At 70.3% G+C, this 20,589-nt stretch carries 19 protein-coding genes and 1 pseudogene; 8 read left to right on the plus strand and 12 right to left on the minus strand.

Annotated elements, in window-relative coordinates; all coding sequences use genetic code 11:
• Positions 1-233: 233 nt before the first annotated feature.
• On the minus strand, positions 234-734 hold the full coding sequence (locus tag H577_RS0111390; RefSeq protein ID WP_029146054.1) for a methylated-DNA--[protein]-cysteine S-methyltransferase: 501 nt from the start codon (positions 732-734) through the stop codon (positions 234-236).
• Positions 731-2,191: a DNA-3-methyladenine glycosylase 2 family protein gene (locus H577_RS0111395; RefSeq protein WP_029146055.1), complete on the minus strand. Its 1,461-nt coding sequence runs from the start codon at positions 2,189-2,191 to the stop codon at positions 731-733. Before H577_RS0111395 ends, H577_RS0111390 begins: the two co-directional genes overlap by 4 nt.
• A 288-nt stretch (positions 2,192-2,479) precedes the next feature.
• Here H577_RS0111395 and H577_RS0111400 point away from each other — a divergent pair, with 288 nt between their 5' ends.
• Entirely contained in the window at positions 2,480-3,898 is a 1,419-nt protein-coding gene (locus H577_RS0111400) for a dihydrolipoyl dehydrogenase family protein (RefSeq protein ID WP_029146056.1), read from the plus strand.
• 15 nt (positions 3,899-3,913) lie between these two features.
• Here H577_RS0111400 and purH read toward each other — a convergent pair whose 3' ends face one another.
• From purH to H577_RS0111415, 3 genes are read right to left on the minus strand one after another with little or no spacing between them, the layout of a single operon-like run.
• Positions 3,914-5,521 carry a bifunctional phosphoribosylaminoimidazolecarboxamide formyltransferase/IMP cyclohydrolase gene (gene purH, locus H577_RS0111405; protein ID WP_029146057.1) on the minus strand — a complete coding sequence of 536 codons (1,608 nt, stop codon included), beginning with the start codon at positions 5,519-5,521 and terminating at the stop codon, positions 3,914-3,916.
• 23 nt (positions 5,522-5,544) lie between these two features.
• On the minus strand, positions 5,545-6,192 hold the full coding sequence (gene purN, locus H577_RS16295; RefSeq protein WP_051191985.1) for a phosphoribosylglycinamide formyltransferase: 648 nt from the start codon (positions 6,190-6,192) through the stop codon (positions 5,545-5,547).
• A 57-nt stretch (positions 6,193-6,249) separates the two neighbouring features.
• Entirely contained in the window at positions 6,250-7,761 is a 1,512-nt protein-coding gene (locus tag H577_RS0111415) for a cell division protein PerM (RefSeq protein WP_029146058.1), read from the minus strand.
• A gap of 192 nt (positions 7,762-7,953) precedes the next feature.
• Between H577_RS0111415 and H577_RS0111420 the strand changes: the two genes are divergently transcribed.
• Both H577_RS0111420 and H577_RS0111425 read left to right on the plus strand, forming a co-directional pair.
• Positions 7,954-9,417: an NCS2 family permease gene (locus tag H577_RS0111420; protein WP_029146059.1), complete on the plus strand. Its 1,464-nt coding sequence runs from the start codon at positions 7,954-7,956 to the stop codon at positions 9,415-9,417.
• Positions 9,418-9,566: 149 nt separating this feature from the next.
• Entirely contained in the window at positions 9,567-10,181 is a 615-nt protein-coding gene (locus tag H577_RS0111425; protein WP_156876640.1) for a hypothetical protein, read from the plus strand.
• Between the two features lie 34 nt (positions 10,182-10,215).
• On the opposite strand, the gene H577_RS16300 is transcribed toward H577_RS0111425, so the two are convergent.
• Complete coding sequence (locus H577_RS16300; protein WP_084516171.1) at positions 10,216-11,634, minus strand: hypothetical protein; 1,419 nt, start codon at positions 11,632-11,634, stop codon at positions 10,216-10,218.
• Between the two features lie 154 nt (positions 11,635-11,788).
• On the opposite strand from H577_RS16300, the gene H577_RS0111435 reads away from it, so the two are divergent.
• Positions 11,789-12,184 (plus strand): VOC family protein, encoded by a 396-nt coding sequence (locus tag H577_RS0111435; protein WP_029146061.1) that lies wholly within the window; start codon positions 11,789-11,791, stop codon positions 12,182-12,184.
• A gap of 18 nt (positions 12,185-12,202) precedes the next feature.
• Here the strand turns inward: H577_RS0111435 and H577_RS0111440 are convergent, their stop codons facing one another.
• The 3 genes from H577_RS0111440 to sucC all read right to left on the minus strand — a co-directional run bounded on the left by H577_RS0111440 (position 12,203) and on the right by sucC (position 15,053).
• Complete coding sequence (locus H577_RS0111440; RefSeq protein WP_029146062.1) at positions 12,203-12,643, minus strand: nitroreductase family deazaflavin-dependent oxidoreductase; 441 nt, start codon at positions 12,641-12,643, stop codon at positions 12,203-12,205.
• A gap of 313 nt (positions 12,644-12,956) precedes the next feature.
• The gene (gene sucD, locus H577_RS0111445; protein WP_029146063.1) at positions 12,957-13,859 is read right to left on the minus strand and encodes a succinate--CoA ligase subunit alpha; all 903 of its coding nucleotides are present in this window, start codon (positions 13,857-13,859) and stop codon (positions 12,957-12,959) included.
• Between the two features lie 30 nt (positions 13,860-13,889).
• Positions 13,890-15,053 carry an ADP-forming succinate--CoA ligase subunit beta gene (sucC, locus tag H577_RS0111450; RefSeq protein ID WP_029146064.1) on the minus strand — a complete coding sequence of 388 codons (1,164 nt, stop codon included), beginning with the start codon at positions 15,051-15,053 and terminating at the stop codon, positions 13,890-13,892.
• Between the two features lie 189 nt (positions 15,054-15,242).
• Between sucC and H577_RS0111455 the strand changes: the two genes are divergently transcribed.
• The 3 genes from H577_RS0111455 to H577_RS0111465 all read left to right on the plus strand — a co-directional run bounded on the left by H577_RS0111455 (position 15,243) and on the right by H577_RS0111465 (position 17,336).
• On the plus strand, positions 15,243-15,926 hold the full coding sequence (locus H577_RS0111455) for a TetR/AcrR family transcriptional regulator (RefSeq protein ID WP_029146065.1): 684 nt from the start codon (positions 15,243-15,245) through the stop codon (positions 15,924-15,926).
• A gap of 134 nt (positions 15,927-16,060) precedes the next feature.
• Complete coding sequence (locus H577_RS16305; protein WP_156876641.1) at positions 16,061-16,582, plus strand: hypothetical protein; 522 nt, start codon at positions 16,061-16,063, stop codon at positions 16,580-16,582.
• A 181-nt stretch (positions 16,583-16,763) separates the two neighbouring features.
• Positions 16,764-17,336, plus strand: coding sequence for a hypothetical protein (locus H577_RS0111465; protein ID WP_156876642.1), 573 nt, complete (start codon positions 16,764-16,766; stop codon positions 17,334-17,336).
• 122 nt (positions 17,337-17,458) lie between these two features.
• Here the strand turns inward: H577_RS0111465 and H577_RS0111470 are convergent, their stop codons facing one another.
• On the minus strand, positions 17,459-18,502 hold the full coding sequence (locus tag H577_RS0111470; RefSeq protein WP_029146067.1) for an ATP-dependent DNA ligase: 1,044 nt from the start codon (positions 18,500-18,502) through the stop codon (positions 17,459-17,461).
• A 164-nt stretch (positions 18,503-18,666) separates the two neighbouring features.
• Here H577_RS0111470 and H577_RS17695 point away from each other — a divergent pair, with 164 nt between their 5' ends.
• The gene (locus H577_RS17695; protein ID WP_156876643.1) at positions 18,667-18,981 is read left to right on the plus strand and encodes a hypothetical protein; all 315 of its coding nucleotides are present in this window, start codon (positions 18,667-18,669) and stop codon (positions 18,979-18,981) included.
• A 48-nt stretch (positions 18,982-19,029) separates the two neighbouring features.
• Here H577_RS17695 and H577_RS0111480 read toward each other — a convergent pair whose 3' ends face one another.
• Both H577_RS0111480 and H577_RS18275 read right to left on the minus strand, forming a co-directional pair.
• Positions 19,030-19,932 carry a DUF2599 domain-containing protein gene (locus H577_RS0111480; protein ID WP_029146068.1) on the minus strand — a complete coding sequence of 301 codons (903 nt, stop codon included), beginning with the start codon at positions 19,930-19,932 and terminating at the stop codon, positions 19,030-19,032.
• 143 nt (positions 19,933-20,075) lie between these two features.
• A pseudogene (locus H577_RS18275) lies at positions 20,076-20,291 on the minus strand (IS256 family transposase); the annotation flags it as partial.
• Between the last annotated feature and the right edge of the window lie 298 nt (positions 20,292-20,589).

A 20,589-nucleotide genomic window follows, 5' to 3' on the forward strand; every position in this document is an offset into this window, starting at 1 on the left:
CGTTGACGGCCTGGTACATGGCTTCCTCCTTGGATCGGGCGTGGCTGCCGCGTGAGCGACAGCCCTCCAGCCTAAGCCTGAACGTTCGCTGTGCGCAACACCGTTCCGCGCCCGCACCTCACGCGAGCGGGGTGCCCTTTCGTGAACGCAATGCCGAGCGTCGTGCCGCCCACCCCTTACGCCCGCGGGCTGCACCTCCCTCACGCGCGCGAGCTGCACCTCGCGCAGCGGACTCAGCGCGATGCGGCGGCCTCGCGTGCGAGCAGGCTGCGCTTGACGTCGGTGCCCCACGCGAATCCGCCCATCGAGCCGTCACCGCGCAGCACACGATGGCATGGCACGAACAGCGCCGGCGCATTGCGTGCGCAGATCGACGCGGCCGCCCGCACGGCCGTGGGCCGGCCGAGCGCGGCGGCGAACTCCGTGTAGCTCAGCGGTCGTCCGGGTGCGATCTCACGCAGCGCGCGCCAGCCGTCGTGCTGCAGCGGCGTGCCGTGTTGGCGCACGCCGATCGCGTCGACGGCGGTCAGATCGCCGTCGTAGTAGGCGTCGACGGCGGCCGCGGCATCCGTCTCGCCCACCTCGACATCATCCGGCCGCAGGCTCGGGTGCACGCGGGCGAGCAGCGCGGCGACGTCGGCCGTCCAGCCCGAGGCGAGCACGCACCCCGCCTCGTCGACGATGAGGGTGAACGGCCCGTCGGGCGTGTCGATGGTCTGGGTCAGGGCGGTCACGGGGTCTCCTTCGCGGGGGTGGATGCCGCGCGCCACAGGTGCGCGGTCAGGTAGCTGCGCCACGGCGCGGTGCGCTCGGCCCAGGCGGTGAGCGCCCGCGGATCGGCGGGCAGACCGGCCCGGGCGGCCCCGGCGCGGGCGGCGACGTCGCCGGGCAGGAACACGTCGGGGTCGCCGGTGATGCGCATGCGCACATAGTCGGCCGTCCACGGCCCGATGCCGGGCAGCGCCAGCAGTGCCGCCCGCTGTGCGACGGGGTCGTCGCCGGGACTGAGGGTGAGGGTGCCGTCCGCGAGCGCGGCGGCGGCGCCGACGACTGCGCGGATGCGTGCGGCGGGCCCGCGCAGCACCTCATGGCCGCGGGCGGCGATCGTCGCCATGTCGGGGAACAGCACGCCGCCGTCGGGCAGCCGTTCGCCGAGCGCGGCGGTCAGCCGGGTCAGGGCGGTGCGCGCGGCGGCCACCGACACCTGCTGGCCGATCATGGCGCGGATGAGCATCTCGCCGGCATCGACCGCGCCGGGCACCCGGATGCCGGGCGTCGCCGTCACGAGGGGGGCGAGCTCGGGGTGTCGGGCGAGTGCGCCGTCGATGCCGACCGGGTCGGCGTCGAGGTCGAACAGCCGGCGGGCCCGGGCGAGCAGGGCGGGCAGGTCGGTCAGGCGGGCCAGGCGGGCGTCCAGTCGCAGCACGCCGTCCTCGGCGTGCACGCGCATCCATCCCGGACCGTGCGGCAGGGCGAGGGTGCGCGCGTACGAGGCGGCATCGGCCTGCTCGACGCCCTCGACGGCACGCGCGCGCATCCAGGCGAACAGGCCCGGCAGGTCGATCGGTGTGCGGTGGGCGAGCACGAGACGGATGCCGCCGCCGACCTGGGCCTCGTGCGCGTGCCGCCGCGCCCGCAGCTCGAGCGGTGTCATCCGGAACACGTCGCGGATGGTGTCGTTGAACTGACGGATGCTCGAGAACCCGGCCGAGAACGCGACGTCGGCCGCGGGCAGGTCGGTGCCCACCAGCAGCATCCGTGCGGTGTGGGCACGATGCGCGCGGGCAAGCGCGAGCGGTCCGGCACCGAGCTCGGCGGTGAGGATGCGGCCGAGCTGCCGGGACGAGTAGCCGAGCCGGCGGGCGAGGCCGGGCACGCCCTCGCGCTCGATGACGCCGTCCTGGATCAGCCGCATCGCACGGCCGGCGGCATCCGTTCGCATGTTCCATTCCGGAGATCCCGGTGCGGCGTCGGGCAGGCAGCGTTTGCAGGCGCGGTACCCCGCCTCGTGCGCGGCCGCCGCGGTGGCGTAGAACGTGACGTTCGCCGTCTTCGGTGTGCGCGCCGGGCAGCTCGGCCGGCAGTACACGCCGGTGGAACGGACCGCCGTGATGAACTGCCCGTCGAACCGCGCGTCGCGCGCGTCGATCGCGCGGTAGCGCTCGTCGAAGGTCATCGCGGTCAGGCTCATGACTCCAGCCTGACACGCCCCACCGATCCGGTCTCGCGGAAATCGGACATCACCGTGTAGCCGCTCGTCCGGCGCGGGCGCGGGCGGGACACCGCCTCACGGATCGCCGGGCGCCCGCGCAGGACCAGCCGGTGCCCCACGGGCGGGATGCCACCTCACGGATGACTGGGCGTCCACGCAGGACCAGCCGGGGCCGGAACGGGCGGGGCATTGCCTCACAGATCGCCGGGCGCCCGCGCAGGACCAGCCGGTGCCCCACGGGCGGGATGCCGCCGATAGCGTGAACGCATGGACAGCTATGACCTGATCGTGCTGGGCGCCGGACCCGTCGGTGAGAACGTCGCGGACCGCGCGGTGCAAGGCGGCCTGAGCGCCGTGATCGTCGAGAGCGAGCTGGTCGGCGGCGAGTGCTCGTATTGGGCGTGCATGCCGTCGAAGGGGCTGCTGCGTCCGTCGGCGGCGGTGCGCGCCGCCCGCGACGTGGATGGAGCGCGTCAGGCCGTGACCGGCCCGCTCGATGTGCCGGGCGTGTTCCGGCGCCGCGACGCGCTCGCGCACGACTGGAGCGACGACGGGCAGGTCGACTGGCTGCGTGACGCCGGGATCGACCTCGCGCGCGGGCATGGCCGGATCAGCGGCGAGCGCGAGGTGACCGTCACTGGGCCGGACGGCGCGACCCGCGTCCTGCACGCCCGCCACGCCGTGGCGGTGTGCACCGGCACACGGGCCGTGATCCCCGACATCCCCGGCCTGCGCGAGGCGAAGCCGTGGACCAGCCGCGAGGCGACCTCCGCACACGACGTGCCCGAATCCCTCGCGATCATCGGCGGCGGGGTCGTCGCGTGCGAGATGGCGACCGCCCATGCCGGGCTGGGCAGCCGCGTCACCATGATCGTGCGATCGGGCCTGCTCGCACACGTCGAACCGTTCGCCGCCGAGGCCGTGCGCGGCGCGCTCACGCGGGCCGGCGTCGTCATCCGCACCGCGACCACGCAGAGCGTGCGTCGCGAGGCCGACGGCGACGTGACGCTCACGCTCGACGACGGCACCGCGGTGCGTGCGAGCGAGGTGCTCGTGGCGACCGGTCGCGCACCGCGCACCGATGACATCGGGCTGGATGCCGCCGGCGTGACCGGTGGCGGCTGGCTCGAGGTCGACGACACGATGCGGGTGCGCGGCGTCGACTGGTTGTACGCGGTCGGCGATGTGAACCACCGGGCGCTTTTGACCCACCAGGGCAAGTACCAGGCGCGCGCCGCGGGCGACGTCATCGCGGCGAGGGCAGCGGGTGAGGGGGTGGATGCCGCGCCCTGGGGTAGGCACGCGGCGACGGCCGATCACGACGCGGTGCCGCAGGTCGTGTTCACCGATCCCGAGGTGGCCTCGGTCGGTGCCACCGAGGCGTCGGCCCGGGCCGCGGGCCACCGCATCCGGGTTCTCGACGTCGACCTCGCGAACATCGCCGGCGCCGCCACGCACGCCGATCACTACGCCGGTCGGGCCCGCGCCATCGTGGACGAGGACCGCGGCGTGCTGATCGGCGCGACGTTCACCGGGCCCGACGTCGCCGAGATGCTGCAGGCGGCCACGATCGCGGTGGTCGGCGAGGTGCCGCTGAAACGGCTGTGGCACGCCGTGCCCGCGTACCCGACCATCAGCGAGGTGTGGTTGCGCTGGCTCGAGGCGTACGGCCGCGAGAGCGCCTGAACCGTCGCGCCGGCGTCAGTGGAAGAAGTGGCGCTCGCCGGTGAAGAACATCGTGACGCCGCGCTCGCGGGCAAGGTCGACGGTCTCGTTGTCGCGCACCGAACCCCCGGGCTGAACGATCGCCGTGACCCCGGCATCCATCAGCACCTGCGGGCCGTCTGAGAACGGGAAGTAGGCGTCGGATGCCGCAACCGAACCGGCCGCGCGGTCACCGGCACGCTCGACGGCCAGCCGGCACGAGTCGACCCGGTTGACCTGCCCCATGCCGATGCCGACGGTGGCCGAGCCCTTGGCGAGCACGATCGCGTTCGACTTGACGGCACGGCACGACTTCCACGCGAAGATGAGGTTCTGCATCTGGTCGGCATCGGGGCGTTCGCCCGAGACGAGCTCCCAGTTGTCGGCGACCGACTCGATGTCGTCGGGGAACCGGTCGGCGTCCTGCAGCAGCAGTCCGCCCGACACCAGGCGCACGTCCATGCGCTCCTGCTGCCAGTCGGCGGGCAGCCGCAGCACGCGCAGGTTCTTCTTGAGTTTGAACAGCTCGAGCGCCTCGGGCTCGAAGTCGGGGGCGACGATGACCTCGGTGAAGATGTCGCGCAGGTTCTCGGCCATCTTCAAGGTGACGGTGCGGTTGGCGGCGATGACGCCGCCGAACGCCGACAGCGGGTCGCACTCGTGCGCGCGCAGGTGGGCGCTGGCGATCGGGTCGAGCGCGTTGGGGGCGGCCACCGCGATTCCGCACGGGTTGGCGTGCTTGATGATCGCGACCGCCGGCAGCACCATGTCGAACGCGGCGCGCAGCGCGGCGTCGGCGTCGACGTAGTTGTTGTACGACATCGGCTTGCCCTGCAGCAGGTCGGCCTGGGCGATGCCGTGCCCGCCCACGCGGGAGTAGATCGCCGCGCGCTGGTGCGCGTTCTCGCCGTAGCGCAGCGGCGCGATCCGCTCGGCCTTGATGGTCAGGTGCTGCGGCAGGTCGACACCCTCGGCCAGGGTCTCTTCGGCGAACCAGGCGGCGACGGCGCGGTCGTAGTTCGCGGTGTGGGCGAACGCGCGCGCGGCGAGCTGCTTGCGCTGGCCGAGGCTGGTGCCGCCGGTGCCGAGTGCCTCGACGATCGCCGGGTACGACTCGGGCGAGACGACGACCGCGACGTTCGCGTAGTTCTTCGCCGAGGCGCGCACCATGGCGGGGCCGCCGATGTCGATCTGTTCGACCACGTCGTCACCGACCGCCCCCGAGGCGACCGTCTCGACGAACGGGTACAGGTTCACCACGACCAGCTCGAACGGTGCGATGCCGAGCTCGGCCAGCTGCTGCTCGTGCGAGGCCAGCCGCAGGTCGGCCAGCAACCCGCCGTGGATGTGCGGGTGCAGCGTCTTGACCCGCCCGTCGAGCATCTCGGGGAAGCCGGTCACCGACGCGACATCCGTCACCGCGAAGCCGGCGGCGCGGATCGTCGCGGCCGTAGAGCCCGTCGACACGATCTCGACCCCGGCCGCGGCCAGGGCCTCGGCCAACGGCACCAGGTCGGTCTTGTCGCTGACCGACACCAGGGCGCGCCGGATCGGGACGACGTCCCGATCGCGGTAGAGGGACGGGTCGTGGCGGGGGCCGGCCATGTGGTCTCCTGATTCGTCGGGGGTCAGGGGTGGGTGGTGGATGCCGCGGGCCGCACCGGCACGTCGGGTGTCGTGCCTGCGGGGGCGGATGCTGCGGCCAGGTCGAGTTCGCCGGTGGCCACGCGACGCACCACGTCGATGAGCAGGCGGCGTTCGACGGGCTTGATGCGCTCGTGCAGGGTGTGCTCGTCGTCGCCGGGGAGCACCGGCACGCGCTCCTGGGCCAGGATGGGGCCGGAGTCGACGCCGTCGTCGACGACGATGACGCTCGCGCCGGTCTGCTGCGCGCCGGCGGCGAGGGCGTCGCGCACGGCGTGCGCACCGGGAAAGTCGGGCAGGTATGCCGGGTGGGTGTTGACGATGCGGGGCGCCCAGGCGTGCACCACGGCCGGCGGCAGCAGGCGCATGAGGCCGCTGAGCACGATCAGATCGGGGTTCCACACGCGCAGCTGGGCATCGAGTTCGGCGCCCCAGGCCTCGCGGCTCGGGTAGGCGGCGTACGGCACGGTGAAGCTCGGGATGCCGAACGCCTCGGCGTGTTCGAGGCCGTCGGCGTCACGGTCGGCGCCGACCACGACGATGCGCGCAGGGTATGCGGGGTCATCGGCAGCGTCGAGCAGGGCCCGCAGGTTCGAGCCGGTGCCCGAGATGAGGACGGCGACCGTGAGCACGCGCCCAGTCTACCCATCGCCTTACGCCGCTCCGGGCCGGGTGGCGTCACGGACGGCTCAGTCGTCGCGATCGCCGAGGAATCCCGGGTCGATCGGCACCGTGTCGGTCTCGTCCTCGTCGCGGGCGCCGGTCTCGTCCCGGTCGCGGGAGCTCGCCTCTGCCCGGTCGGTGTGTCGGACCTCTGACGGCACGTGCGCCGCGTCACCGGTGCGTGCGCCCGTGGGCACAGCGGCGCCGGTGTCGGTCTCGTCCTGGGCGCGGGTGGCGGTCTCGTCCTCGTCGCGGGTGCCGGTTTCTCCCCCCGCGGCGTCTCGGACGTGCGAGGGCACAGGTGCCGCAACCCCGGTGACCGCGCGCCGCGACCCGGCCGAGCCGGCACGTTCGGGTCCGAGCAGCAGCACCGCGGCACCGACGAACAGTTCGACGCCGACCGCGAGCGCCACCGCGCCGGGTTCGGGCCCGGTGTGCGCGAGCCGACCGGGACCGATCGACCCCGAGGCGAGCCAGGCCAGCAGTGCGGCGCCGCCGCCGCCCAGCGCAGCGGTACCGGCGGCCAGTGCGGCCCGCAGCCCGACTTGGGACTGGGCTGTGAGGGCCCGCACCTGGGCGCGCAGCATCCCACCCGCCAGGGCGCCTGCGGCGATCGGCAGCAGCACCACCAGCAGCAGCCACGGCGAGACCGATTCGGGAAGCGCCCCGAGGATGGGAAGACCCGGCACGACACCGACCGCGGTCCCCGCCGGCGAGACGGCCGTGCCGGTGCCGACCGCGAAACCCGGACCGGCCACGAACGCCAGCGCCCACACCACCAGCGTGGGCAGGTATGCGAGCTGGGCGAGAGAGACCACCACGACGCCGACCGCGTCGAGGTTGCCCGCCTGGTAGAGGGCCACGATCTCGTCGCCACGCGCGATGAGCGCGACCAGCAGGGCGAGTGCACCGGCGCCGGTCAGGGCGACGAGTGCGATCACCGCTCCGCGCACGACGAGGGCGGGCGCTTCGGGCCACAGGCCCGGCAGGTCGAGCATGCGCTCGCGCAGCCGGGCTGCGGTGCCCGACCGTTCCCGCCACTGCACCGCGACCGCGGCCAGCACCGCGGGTACGACGAACACCAGTGTCGGGGCGATGATCGCCTGCCAGAACGGTGTCGACACGAACGGGCTGCGCGCGGTGACGGCCACCACCGCGGCGATGGCCGCGAAGGTCGCGGCGCCGGCGGCGACGCCGACACCGCCCAGCCCGGCACGGGCGGCCCGCGAACCGGAGCGGGCCCCGAACAGCGCCGTCAACGCGGTCAGCGCGAGCGGCGCGAGCGAGACGACGAAGGTGGCGGCCTGTTCCGGGATGCCGGCGACCGCACGGTACTCGTCGGGAAGGTGCACGGTCTGCCCGGCCAGGTGGCCGAGCTGCCAGACGGCCCCGGTGGCCGGCCAGAGCGCCGGCCAGTCGGCCTGCCCCATCGCGGCGACCCACAGCACGGTCAGCGGTGCGAGCACGACGACGAGGCCGACGGCGGCCGCCAGGGCGGCGTCGAAGGCGGCGAGGACGGCGACGAGGACGCGATGCATGGGCGCAGTCGAGACTATCCGGCACCGGCCGGTGCGCTTCGCGGGCGCGCGGGAGTGGTATCCATCGCCCGCGCGCGAGCCGGCCCGTGCGCGACCCCCAGCATTCACGCGGGCGCGATCGACCGTCGTTCCTGAATGGATGCTGTCAATCCGCCGATGGGACGCTAAGTTTCTTTCGGAGGTTCCCCCGACATGAGCACAGCCCCTGCCCCCACCGCCACCGCCGAGCAGGACCCGACGCCCAAGAACGGGTTCGACCGGTTCTTCGAGATCAGCAAGCGCGGGTCCACCCTCGGCACCGAGATCCGCGGTGGCATCGTCACCTTCGTGACGATGGCCTACATCGTCATCCTGAACCCGATCATCCTGGGCGGCACCAAGGATGTCGCCGGTCACATGCTGCAGAACCAGCAGCTGGCCGCGGTCACCGCGCTCACTGCGGGGCTGATGACGATCCTGTTCGGCCTGATCGCCCGGCTGCCGTTCGCATTCGCGGCGGGGCTGGGCATCAACTCGTTCCTCGCGGTCAGCGTCGTCGGGCAGCTCACCTGGCCCGAGGCCATGGGCCTGGTGGTCATCAACGGTCTGATCATCGTGCTGCTGAGCGCGACCGGGCTTCGCCGCATGATCATGAAGGCGATCCCGATGGAACTGAAGATCGCGATCACGGTCGGCATCGGCATGTTCATCGCGTTCATCGGACTGGTGGATGCCGGGTTCGTCACCGCGACCGGGCTCGCGTCTCCCCCGGTCGGGCTGGGAGTGAACGGGTCGATCGCCACCGTGCCGGTGCTGCTGTTCGTGCTCACGCTGCTGCTGGCGGGCATCCTGATGGCCCGCAAGGTCAAGGGCGCGCTGTTGATCGCGCTGGTGTCGGGCACCGTGGTGTCGATGATCGTCGAGGCGATCTGGCACCTGGGGCCGCGCGGCGACGACAACCCGGGTGGGTGGGGGATGTCGGTTCCCGCGCTGCCGGCACAGTGGTTCAGCGTGCCCGACCTGGGACTGGTCGGGCAGGTCGACCTCGTCGGCAGCTGGGGCCGGATCGGTGTGATCGCGTGCGTCATGCTGGTGTTCACGCTCGTGTTCACGAACTTCTTCGACGCCATGGGCACGATGACCGGCCTCGCCGAAGAAGCGGGGCTCGCCGACAAGAAGGGCGACTTCCCACGGCTGAAGTCCGCGCTGATCATCGAAGGTGTCGGCGCCGTGGTCGGTGGTGGCACCTCGGGCTCGTCGAACACGGTGTTCGTCGAGTCGGCGTCGGGCATCGGCGAGGGCGCCCGGACGGGGGTCGCGAACCTGGTCACCGGCGTGCTGTTCCTGCTGGCCATGTTCATCACGCCGCTGACCTCGATCGTTCCCAGCGAGGTCGCGGCATCCGCCCTCGTCGTCGTCGGGGCGTTGATGATGGCGCAGATCCGGCGCATCGACCTGAGCGAGACGTCGGTGTTGATCCCCGTGTTCGTGACGGTCGCGGTGATGCCGTTCACCTACTCGATCGCGAACGGCATCGGTGCCGGGTTCATCGCGTGGGCCGTGGTGCGCAGCCTGTCGGGCAAGGCCCGGCAGATCAGCCCGCTGCTGTGGATCGTGGCCGTCGGGTTCGTGGTCTACTTCGCGCGCGGCCCGCTCGAGTCGCTCATCGGCGGCTGAGGCGGCGGGGGTCGGACAGGCTCGGGTCGCTTCGGGTCGGTCCGCGAGAGGGAACCGCCGGGGACGTCGCCGACGGAGATGACGACGCGGCGGACGGCACGGCGACGGATGCTGTGCGCTCCGCGACGCGAATGTCGTAGATTCGCGGCATGAGCGCAATACGAACAGGCGCCCTCGGCGGGCGCCGCTGCATGATCGCCGTCGCCGCCGTATGCGGATGTCTGGCGATCACCGGATGCGCGGAGTCCGCTCCGCGCGGGACGCTGACCGAGGGCGACCTGCCGGAGCCGGCCCGGGTCGTCGACGTCCTCCTCGACGTCCAGGGAGGACAGACGTCCTGCTCCGCCGTGAACAATGCCGAGGACGACGAGGTGATGACTCCCTCGCCCAACTACGACCGCGATCGGCACGCCGCTGTGTCGTACAAGCTCGCCGGCGACGGCGGCGAGTGGGTGAGTGACTCGGTGTGGCGACTGTCGTCTCCCGACGCCGCTGTGGCGAAGGTGGCCACCGGACTCGACGCCTGCGTCGCCGAACATCCGGACCACTACGCGCGGTTCACCGTGACGGGGCATCCCGAAGCCGTCGGTTACACCGCCGTCGAGCACGAGCCGACACACGTGTACACCCGCCGGATCCTGGCGCCGCTCGACGACCGCGTCGTGATCGTGAGCGCCCAGCGCGAAGGGGACGACGATTTCATGGTGCCTCCCGAGAGCATCCTCGACCGCGCGATCGAGCGTTCCGGCGACGCACCGCGGTGACCCGCGGGGCGCCGGCCGGGGGTTGCGAACCCGTTCATCCCTCCCGGTCCGTCGCGCGCGGGTCCGCGTCGGCACGTTGGACGGCGGCCAGGTCAGCGCGCTGGGCGGCGGCCGTGGTCGCGGCGCTCTCTGCGGCATCCGTCGCCGGGGGCCGGCGCAGCACCTCGACGAGCACGACGGCGACCAGCAGCCACACCACGGCGGCCACGACCGCGCCGATCGAGATCGGGCGGGTGAAGAAGAGCGCGAGCGCGACGACGGTGACGATCACCAGCATCACCGCGGTGTGTGCACGGTCGAGGGCACGGCCGAAGCCGCGGGTACTCAACCCGTGCGCGTCGAAGACGTCGCGGATGTGGCCGAACAGGCTGTCGAACAGGCCTCGCGTGTGCCCGGCGGACCGCGATCCGCCGGCGAGCCAGGCGCCGATCATGACGATCACCGACACCACGACGAGCGCCGCGATGACACTCGCCATGATCTCGGTGAGCTGCCCGAAGATCACCCGCGCGGTGGTCGCGGGCATGACGGTCGGGCTGACCGCGGCCACGAAGAACAGGCGTCCGATGCCGAGCCCGGCCGCCAGCAGCAGCAGCGACAGCGCGAAGCCGGCGCCGGTCCATGCCAGCGCCCGCAGCCGTCGTCGCGCGAGCGCGAGGCCGGCCGCGAGCAGACCGAGCACGAGCCACGGCAGCCAGTACCCGGCCACCGTCGCCAGCCCGTACACGGTGCGCACCAGCACGAGCGCATCCGAGGTGACCAGCGGGATCCTCTTGTCGATCGCGGGGATCAGGCTCGCGATGCCGACCCCGTTCTGCTGCAGCGTCGCCTTGACCTGGTCGACGATCACACCCAGGTCCAGCGACAGGGTGCCATCGTCCGCCAGCGTCACCCCGGTGCCGGACTGCCCCTGCAGCACGGCGATCGCGCGGGAGTGGGTCTGTCGCAGCGCCTGCGCCCAGATGTCGGCGAACGCCGGCGAGGCCACCACGCGGTGCACAGCGTCGTCGATGAGCGACCGCACCCCCTGTTCGACCGGCCCCCGCAGCAGCCGCAGCGCCGCGGAGGCCGCGGGCGGCAGACCCAGGCGCTGCAGGCCGTCGAACACCGAGTCGACGGTGCCCGAAATGTCGACGTGATCGTCGATGGCCCTCAGTGTCTGGTCGGCGACGAAGTCCTGCACGGCCGGATCCTCGGCGAGCGGGGCGAAGGTGGCGACGAACCGGTCGGTGTCGACGAGCTCGGTGCGCGCCCAGGTGCCGAGCACCGCGATCGGCACGAGCACGGCGGCGAGCACCAGGGCGACGGCCGACAGGATGCTGCGGACCCATCCGCCGCGGCGGGGCGCCGGATCGGACCCGGACTCGCCGTCGCCCGGCCGGCGGTGCTGCGCCTCGAGCTCTTCGACGCGGGCGCGCAGCGCCTCGACCTCGCGCTGCCGGTCGTCGGCCATGGCGTCCCCCGCTCTGTGTGCCCGCGACCATCGTGGCACGCGGTCCGGACACCGCAGAAGAGCATCGCCCGCGCGGGCGACCTGCCCGGGGCCATCATGGTGCGCCGCACGTGCCCGCGATGCGCATGTCGGACCCGGGCGCTACGGTCGGAGGATGACAGCGCTGGCACCGTATCTGCACCTCCCCGGCACCGCCCGCGAGGCGCTCGGGTTCTACCACTCCGTGTTCGGCGGCGAGGTCGGCGTGAACACCTACGCCGAGTTCGGCCGTGACGACGGCCCCGGCGACGCCGTCGCCCACGGCATGCTCGACGGCCCCGTGATCCTGTTCGCGGCCGACGCCGCCGAGGGCGAGCAGACCGTGCGGGTGCAGGGCATGATGTTCTCGCTGCTCGGCGCCGCCGAGCCCACCGAGCTGAGGCACTGGTTCGCGGCCCTGGCCGAGGGCGGCACGGTCGTCGATCCGCTGCAGCAGCGGCCGTGGGGAGACCACGACGGCGTGGTCACCGACCGATACGGCCTGACCTGGCTGATCGGCTATCAGGGCTGACCGGCGGCGAGGGCCGGGTCATCCCTCGATCGGCTCGAGCACGAACACGGCGATGACGCGGTCGGTCTTCTTCTGGTACTCGGCGTAATCGGGCCAGGCCTCGACCGCGCGCGCCCACCACTCGTCACGCTCGGCGCCGGACGCCTCGTGCGCACGGTAGTCCTTCTTGACGGCGCCGTCCTGCAGCTCCACGTGAGGGTGCATGCGGATGTTGCCCGCCCACGCGGGTTCTTTCGGGGCGCCACCCTTCGACGCGACGACGGCGTAGCGCCCGTCGTGCTCGACCCGCATCAGGGCGGTCTTGCGCAGCGCCCCGGTCTTCGCGCCGACGGTGGTCAGCACGATGATCGGCTTGCCGCGCATGTCGGCGGCTTCGGCGCCGCCGGTGGCTTCGTACGTCTCGGCCTGCGTGCGCGCCCATTCGGCGGTGCTCGGCTTGTACTCTCCGGTCAGTGGCATGTCTTCACGGTACCGCGCGGTGGATCTGCCGGCGCCGACGTTTCCCACGAGAATCGGCATCCCGGTCGAGAATCGCCGCGTCGCAGCGATTCTCAGGCGAGATCGCGATTCTCGCGGCATCCATCGCCCGCACCCGGCCCGGAACCCCGACCCGCCCCGCATGTCCGGCATGACGAAGGGGCGGACGCCTCGGCCTCCGCGCCCGCGCGGGTCGAGGCATCCGCCCCTGTGGGAATGCGAACCGCCGCCCCGACGCGGGAGAAGACCCGGGTCGGGACGGCGGTTCAATGCGTGCGCCCGCGGCGCGCGTGCCTCAGAGCGCGGTGATGATCTCGCGCATCAGCGCGGCGGTCTCGCTCGGGGTCTTGCCGACCTTGACGCCGGCGGCCTCGAGGGCCTCCTTCTTCGCCTGGGCGGTACCGGCCGAGCCCGAGACGATCGCGCCGGCGTGGCCCATCGTCTTGCCCTCGGGCGCGGTGAACCCGGCGACGTAGCCGACGACGGGCTTGGTCACGTTGGCCTTGATGAACTCGGCCGCGCGCTCCTCGGCGTCGCCGCCGATCTCGCCGATCATGACGATCGCCTTGGTCTCGGGGTCGGCCTCGAAGGCGGCGAGCGCGTCGATGTGCGTGGTGCCGATCACCGGGTCGCCGCCGATGCCGATGGCGGTCGAGAAGCCCAGGTCACGCAGCTCGAACATCATCTGGTAGGTCAGGGTGCCCGACTTCGAGACCAGGCCGATCGGGCCCTTGCCGGTGATGTTGGCCGGGGTGATGCCCACCAGCGACTCGCCGGGGGTGATGATGCCGGGGCAGTTCGGGCCGATGATGCGGGTCTTGTTGCCCTTGCTCTGGGCGTACGCCCAGGCCTCGGCGGTGTCGCCGACCGGCACGCCCTCGGTGATCACCACGAGCAGCGGGATCTCGGTGTCGATGGCTTCGACCATGGCGTCCTTGGTGAACGCGGGCGGCACGAACGCGATCGACACATCGGCACCGGTCTTCTCGATGGCTTCTGCGACCGAACCGAACACCGGCAGCTCGACCGGGTTGCCGTCCTTGTCGACGTGCGAGACCGTGGTGCCGGCCTTGCGGGCGTTCACGCCGCCGACCACGTTGGTGCCGGCCTTGAGCATGAGCGCGGTGTGCTTGGTTCCCTCGCCGCCGGTGATGCCCTGGACGATGACCTTGGAGTCCTTGTTGAGGTAGATCGACATTTCTTTAAGTCCTTATCCGGATGCTTCGGCTCAGGCGTTCGCGAGCTCGGCGGCCTTGTCGGCGCCCTCGTCCATGCCGGCGGCCAGGGTCACGAGCGGGTGGTCGGCACCGGCGAGGATCGCACGGCCCTCGTCGACCTGGTTGCCGTCCAGGCGCACGACCAGCGGCTTGTTGGCCTCGTCGCCGAGGATCTCGAGCGCCTTGACGATGCCCTCAGCGACGGCCACGCACGAGGTGATGCCGCCGAAGACGTTCACGAACACGCTCTTGACCTGCGGGTCGTTCAGGATGACGTCGAGGCCTGCCGCCATCACCGTGGCCGAGGCGCCGCCGCCGATGTCGAGGAAGTTCGCGGGCTTCACGCCGCCGTGCTTCTCGCCGGCGTAGGCGACGACATCCAGCGTCGACATGACCAGGCCCGCGCCGTTGCCGATGATGCCGACCTGGCCGTCGAGCTTGACGTAGTTCAGGTCGTGCGCCTTGGCCTTGGCCTCGAGCGGATCGGTGGCCGAGGTGTCTTCAAGGGCCTCGTGGTTCGGGTGGCGGAACGCCGCGTTGTCGTCGAGGGTGACCTTGCCGTCGAGTGCGATGATGTCGCCGTCTTCGGTCTGCACGAGCGGGTTCACCTCGACCAGGGTGGCGTCCTCGCCCTTGTACACGTCGAAGAGCTTGACGAAGACGTCGGCCACCTTCGGGGCGAGGTCGTCGTCGAAGTTCGCGGCCTTCGCGATCTCGAGCGCCTTGGCCTGGTCGATGCCGGTCAGCGGGTCGACCTCGACGCGGGCGAGCGCCTCGGGCTTCTCGACGGCGAGCTGCTCGATCTCCATGCCGCCCTCGACCGAGCACAGCGACAGGTAGGAGCGGTTGGCACGGTCCAGCAGCACCGAGAAGTAGAACTCACGGGCGATGCGGGCACCGGCCGCGACCATCACGCGCTTGACGATGTGACCCTTGATGTCGAGGCCGAGGATCGCCTTCGCCGCCTCGTACGCCTCGTCGGGGTTCTTGGCGACCTTGACGCCGCCGGCCTTGCCGCGGCCTCCGGTCTTGACCTGCGCCTTGACGACCACGACGCCGCCGAGCTTCTCGGCCGCAGCCTTGACCTCGTCGGGGGTGTCGGCGACGATGCCGGCGAGCACCGGCACTCCGTACTGTTCGAACAGGTCTCGTGCCTGGTACTCGTAGAGATCCACGTGCAATCCTTCGTTGGGACGAATGTGGGTGACGAGGCGAAAAAACGTCTCGATGTCGAGAGAAATCGACCGATCCCCCAGCCTACTACCCGCGCCTGAGAGCCCCCGTGCGGCCCGTACCCGGGGTTGTGCACGGTTTCGCCGTGCGCGAGCCGATGCCCCGCGGCATCCCGCGACTACTCTCTGACTATGCCCACGTCAACATCCGCGACGCCTGCACGCACCGTCGTGATGGCCGCCGCGCTCGACCTGTTCGACCGACAGGGTTTCGAGGCGACCTCGGTCGAGCAGATCGCCCAGGCCGCGGGGGTCTCGCGGTCGACGTTCTTTCGGCAGTTCGGCGGCAAAGACGACGTCGTCTTCGCCGACCACGAACTGCTGCTCGAGATGCTACGCGACTACCTGGCCAGGCCGCACGCGAATCCGTGGGTGGCGGTGCGGGATGCCTCGATCGAGGTGTTCCGGCACTTCGCGGCCGATCCCGACCTGGCGCGGCGCCGGTACGCCGTAGTGCGGCAGGTGCCGGCGCTGCGCGAGCGCGAGATCGTCACCGTGTTCCGGTACGAGCGGCTGTTCGACGAGTACCTGCGCGAGGCGCTGCCCGGGCTCGACCCGGTGGATGCGGTGAGCTTCGCGGCGATGGTCACGGCGATACACAATCACGTGCTGCGGCGGCTGATCCGCGGGTCGCAACGGGTGCGGACATCGGTGCTGCGCGCGGCGCTCGACGAGGCGATGCGCAGGTTCGGGGTGCTCGACGAGGATGCCTCGGCCCCGGCCTCCGCCGACGATGTCGTTGTGGCCGTCTTCCCACGACGGATGCCCGCCGCCGAGGTCGCCCGTCGGCTGCAGCAGGAGCTCCCCCGCGCCTGACCCGGCGTGCCGCGGGGAGCTGCGCCGAGACCGAGCGAGTGCACCGTCGGGCCAGCGAAACGGGGCCTGTGGATAACTCTGACGGGGTGTAGGCGGATCTCGCTACGGTGGCCTGCATGCCTCGCCGTACGATCGTGGCCACCGCGGTGCTCGTGCTCGCGGTGCTGACCGGCTGCACACCGCAGCCCCCGCAGCCCAAGTCGAGCCCGACCCCGAGTCCGCGCTTCACCAGCGAAGCCGACGCGTACAAGGCCGCGGAGGACACGTACCGGGTATACGTCGACGCATTCAATCGCCTGGACCCGTCAAAACCCGCAACGCTGGAAGAGATATATCGGTTGGAGACCGGCGATGCACTCGCTGCCGACAAGAAGGCTCTAAGCCAGGATCACGCCGATGGTGTCCGAATCTCAGGGGAATCACACATCACCGTGATGGAACCTGCGTCGGTCACCCTGTCGCCCCTGGTCGTCAAGCTGAGCGTCTGTCTCGATGTCTCCGAAATCGAGGTCTTCGACGCCGACGGCAACTCCCTTGTTGACCCTGATCGCCCGGACGTGCACAGTACAACCGTCGCCATAGAGGAGTCCCCGGCATCCCCGACGGGACTTGCTGTCCGAGGAATCGGGGCACGAGAGGGTGATCCTCAGTGTTGAGGGCGCCGGCGGTGTTCGCGATCACTGGAGCCAGTCTGGCATTCGCTGCCGAAACCCGCCGGCCCTGGCTGTCGACCACGCCACGCCGTTCCATGCCTCTCCGACTCTGTGACGCCTGTCCGAACTGAGCGAGTGTGTTCCCACGCCGCCGACGGCTGTGGATAACTCTGACGGTGTGTGCGTGGTTCTCGCTACGGTGGCGTGCATGTCTCGTCGTGCGATCGTGGCCGCCACGGTACTCATGCTCGCGGTGTTGGCCGGCTGCGCGGCGCAACCGGCACCGAACCCGAACCCGACTCCGACTCCGACTCCGACTCCGGGCTTCACCAGCGAGGCCGACGCGTACAGGGCGGCGGAGGACACATATCGGGCTTATGTCGACGCGGCCAACGCTGCCGACACTCGTGATCCCGCAACGTTCGAGGATGTCTACAAGTGGGCGACCGGCGACGCGCTTGCTGCTGATAAGAAGACCTTCCCCGAGCTGTACTCGAAGCATGCGGTGAAGACCGGAGACGCCGTCATCATGACGGTCGAATCGCGCGAGGCCGATGAGCGACTATCGAAGCTGGCGATCGACGTCTGCCAAGACGTATCGCACGTCGACGTGCGCAACGAAGCCGGAGACTCACTCGTCGACCCGAGCAGGCCGGACGTTCAGATGCTCCTGGTCCGGCTCGTCTCCTCGGATCAATCACCAACCGGGCTTCTGGTGTCGGGCATCTGGAGCCGATCGGACGGCGTCACGTGTTGATCCGGTTGTGGCAGTCACGTATACACCGCGACACTGCCCGTGTCCGCAATCTGTACCCTGTGCCGCCGTTCCTCCCGCCCCGAAAGGAGCCCGCACGCACCGCGGGCGGGGAGGCGGGCCGGCTACTGCAGAACGCGGTCGACGTCGAACGAGGCCACCGTTTCGAGCTGGTCGAACCGGCAAGACTCGGGTTCCCGGTCGGGTCGCCACCGCTCGAACTGCACGGTGTGCCGGAACCGATCCCCCTCGAGCTGGTCGTAACGCACCTCGAGCACCCGCTCGGGCCGCAGCCGTACGAACGACACGTCCTTGCCGGCACTGAACCGTGACGTGTCGGTGGATCCGGTGACGGCAGAGCCCGAGGCATCCCTCTCGACCACAGGCTCGAGCTCATCGACGAGCTGCAGCCGGCGGGCGTTGCTGAACGCCGAGACGGCTCCGACGTTGTGCAGCCGCCCGCTCGCGTCGTACAGGCCGAGCAACAGCGACCCGACGCCGCTGCCCGACTTGTGCACGCGGTATCCGATGGCGACCACGTCGACGGTGCGCACATGCTTGATCTTGAACATCGTGCGCTTGTTCGGCGTGTACGGCTCGGCGAGCGGCTTGGCCACCACCCCGTCCAGACCCGCACCCTCGAACTCGTCGAGCCAGCGGCGGGCGATCGCGGTATCGCCGGTGGTGCGGGTCAGATGAATGGGATGCGGCAGCCCGCCGACCAGCTCTTCGAGCACGGTGCGGCGGGTGCGGAACGGCTCGCCCTGCAGATCACGGTCGCCACGCGCGAGCAGGTCGTACGCGATGAACATCGCGGGGGTCTCGGCGGCGAGCTTGGCGACACGGGATGCCGCGGGGTGGATGCGCTGGCTCAACGCCTCCCAATCGAGGTGTCGGTGGCCGTCCTCCCCGGTGGGCACCGCGATCTCACCGTCGAGCAGGCAGGGCTCGGGCAGCAACGTGCGGAACGCCTCGACGAGCTCGGGAAAGTAGCGCGTCAGCGGCTTGGCTCCCCGACTGCCGATCTCGACGTTCTCGCCGTCCCATGACACCAGGCCACGGAAGCCGTCCCACTTCGGCTCGTAGCTGAGCCCGCCCGGCACACTGTCGGAGTCGGGAATGCTCGGCACGGACTTGGCCAGCATCGGCGCGGGGATCTGGTACGGCATGGTCCCATCCTGTCTGTGCCCGCCGGCCGCGTCCAGGGTTGCAGCTCAGTGCCGCGGCGGGGTGAACTCGACGAGCAGGATGACCGCGTCGCCGCCGGCCGCGGCATCCATCGCCATCAAGCCGGTCCGTGGACGGCCTCCCACGGTGCCGGTAGCGTGTGAACGTGCCTTCGGAGTTTCATGAATCACCGGTAATAACGCAGAGCGAAGACCGTACGGACGACGCCGTCGTTTGGCTGACGTGGGGCTCTGTCGCCCTCATCGCCTGCTCGCTGGCCGTACTGATCACGGCGCCCTTTGAATTGTGGGCGCTGCTCGCTCTGGTCTTCGCGGCTGCCGCCGCGGTCGTCGCGCTCTTTGCACGCCGACGTGCGATCCGACTGCGTCGAAAGGGAGGTCTGATGATAAGGAGGCAGGCATTCAAGGAAGGAGCGGCCACTGGTCGAACGCTCAAAGGTGAGCAAGGCCATGTCGGATGAGATCGGCGGGGCTCCGTGGTGCGGTCTAGACGATCATCCCGCTAGCGCTTAGGGGTTGCACTTCGATGCGACCATCTCGGGCCACCACCAGGGGATGTCTTTGCGCCAGGACTCCATGTTGTAAGTTGCGCCCCCGCCGATGTAGTTAAACTGCACATGGCAGTGGAACTGGTTGTTGATCGTCGAGGTGACTTTGTTGGCAAGCGTGCCCAGTCGAGCCTTGAGATCGGCGGTGTGCTGGTTCAGATAGGCGATCCCGAGGACGTCGCGGCCAAACGCAGTGGGCTGCGCGTTCACGACGTATTTCGATGAGTTGGACTGATATGTGACCCAGGCCGCCGCGACGAGCCACTTGCCGTTCAGCGGGTCTGCAATGACCGGATACGTGATGTCGGTGACGCTGTCCAGATCGACGTGTTGCGTGAGGACCCCGTCGGCGAACGTATACCACGTGGGGATGGTCTTCCCCGCGGCGTCCTTCGCCCAGGGGCTGGCCACGCCGCCGAGGAACTCGCCATCGGGCATTGCATACACGACGGCGCCGCTCTCAGTGATTGTGGCCTCCGCTCCCGTCGGAAGGTCGACGGCGAAGTCATACGCACGCGGGGCGGTCTCGTTCTCGAGACTGATCGCGAAGAGAGCTGAAGCCTCATCCAGCAGAACGGACTGGATGGTGCTGCCCGCAGCCGCATCGGGTGCCGTCGTTGTGAACATACCGCTGTCAGAGGTGATCGCAATGGTGTCGTCAGACACCGTCGCTGTGACCTCTCCGACCTTGCTCGACGTGTCCGACGGCGCGGCCATCACCGCAGCCAGCTCTGGTGCCGCATGTGCGAGCTGGTCGACAACTGAGGGGTCGTCGCCTGTGGTCTCGGACGCAAGCGCCGGGGCTCCCGCGGCCAGCACCGCAGCGACCACGACGGCCGATGCCGCCATACTGATGGGCTTCATCTTTCGCACTGTTCTACCTTCCGAAGCAACTCATCGAAGTGAAGTTCATCGAACCACTAAACTCAGCAAATGTCCAGCGCCCACATAGCATCTTCTGAATCGCTATCGAGGAATCGTCGTTGAGCAGCAGGCAACCGCCATCGACTGCTCAGAGTCTTGGGACGGGTTCCCTTGCGGCGTTGGTGCGCCCCGGGGTGCGCTCGTGCGGGGCTTCACTGATCCTCACGGTCGCTTCCGCGTTGATCAGGCCCTGCAGGCCGGCCTGCAGCATTCGCCGGAACACGTCCGCGTAGGGTCAGGCCAGGATCGACGCGGACTTCGCCGATCAGGGTCGTCAAGGCAGACTGGTGGTGGGTCATCATGGGACCACTTCCTTGTTCCTTGGCGGAACCGGTCATCCCACGATGGCCCTCCTACGTCAACGACGACGAGGACCCTGCAGGAATTGACACAGAGATGATGGATTCGGCTCCGATGCCGGCGTGACCCGAGATTACACGGACGCCGTTCGCGGCTGTCTTTTTGTGGATCTGTCCGTCGACGCCGGTGGTCGCTGCGGGCCGGACGGGCACATGACTTGATAGGAGCCTGACCGGGAAGTCGTCTCACCTTTGTGCTGTCTGCACTCACCCGATCCGCGGCGACGTTCATCACCGT

The sequence above is a fragment of the Microbacterium luticocti DSM 19459 genome (genome assembly GCF_000422405.1).
In the GTDB taxonomy this organism is placed as follows: Bacteria; Actinomycetota; Actinomycetes; order Actinomycetales; family Microbacteriaceae; genus Microbacterium; species Microbacterium luticocti.

Coding starts and splice junctions, on each gene's coding strand:
- H577_RS0111420 (WP_029146059.1), top strand. CDS start 7,954: ATGAGCACAGCCCCTGCCCCCACCGCCACCGCCGAGCAGGACCCGACG.
- sucD (WP_029146063.1), bottom strand. CDS start 13,859: ATGTCGATCTACCTCAACAAGGACTCCAAGGTCATCGTCCAGGGCATC.
- H577_RS0111395 (WP_029146055.1), bottom strand. CDS start 2,191: ATGAGCCTGACCGCGATGACCTTCGACGAGCGCTACCGCGCGATCGAC.
- H577_RS0111435 (WP_029146061.1), top strand. CDS start 11,789: ATGACAGCGCTGGCACCGTATCTGCACCTCCCCGGCACCGCCCGCGAG.
- H577_RS0111415 (WP_029146058.1), bottom strand. CDS start 7,761: ATGCATCGCGTCCTCGTCGCCGTCCTCGCCGCCTTCGACGCCGCCCTG.
- H577_RS0111480 (WP_029146068.1), bottom strand. CDS start 19,932: ATGAAGCCCATCAGTATGGCGGCATCGGCCGTCGTGGTCGCTGCGGTG.
- H577_RS0111440 (WP_029146062.1), bottom strand. CDS start 12,643: ATGCCACTGACCGGAGAGTACAAGCCGAGCACCGCCGAATGGGCGCGC.
- H577_RS0111400 (WP_029146056.1), top strand. CDS start 2,480: ATGGACAGCTATGACCTGATCGTGCTGGGCGCCGGACCCGTCGGTGAG.
- H577_RS16300 (WP_084516171.1), bottom strand. CDS start 11,634: ATGGCCGACGACCGGCAGCGCGAGGTCGAGGCGCTGCGCGCCCGCGTC.
- H577_RS0111455 (WP_029146065.1), top strand. CDS start 15,243: ATGCCCACGTCAACATCCGCGACGCCTGCACGCACCGTCGTGATGGCC.
- purH (WP_029146057.1), bottom strand. CDS start 5,521: ATGGCCGGCCCCCGCCACGACCCGTCCCTCTACCGCGATCGGGACGTC.
- H577_RS0111470 (WP_029146067.1), bottom strand. CDS start 18,502: ATGCCGTACCAGATCCCCGCGCCGATGCTGGCCAAGTCCGTGCCGAGC.
- H577_RS0111425 (WP_156876640.1), top strand. CDS start 9,567: ATGAGCGCAATACGAACAGGCGCCCTCGGCGGGCGCCGCTGCATGATC.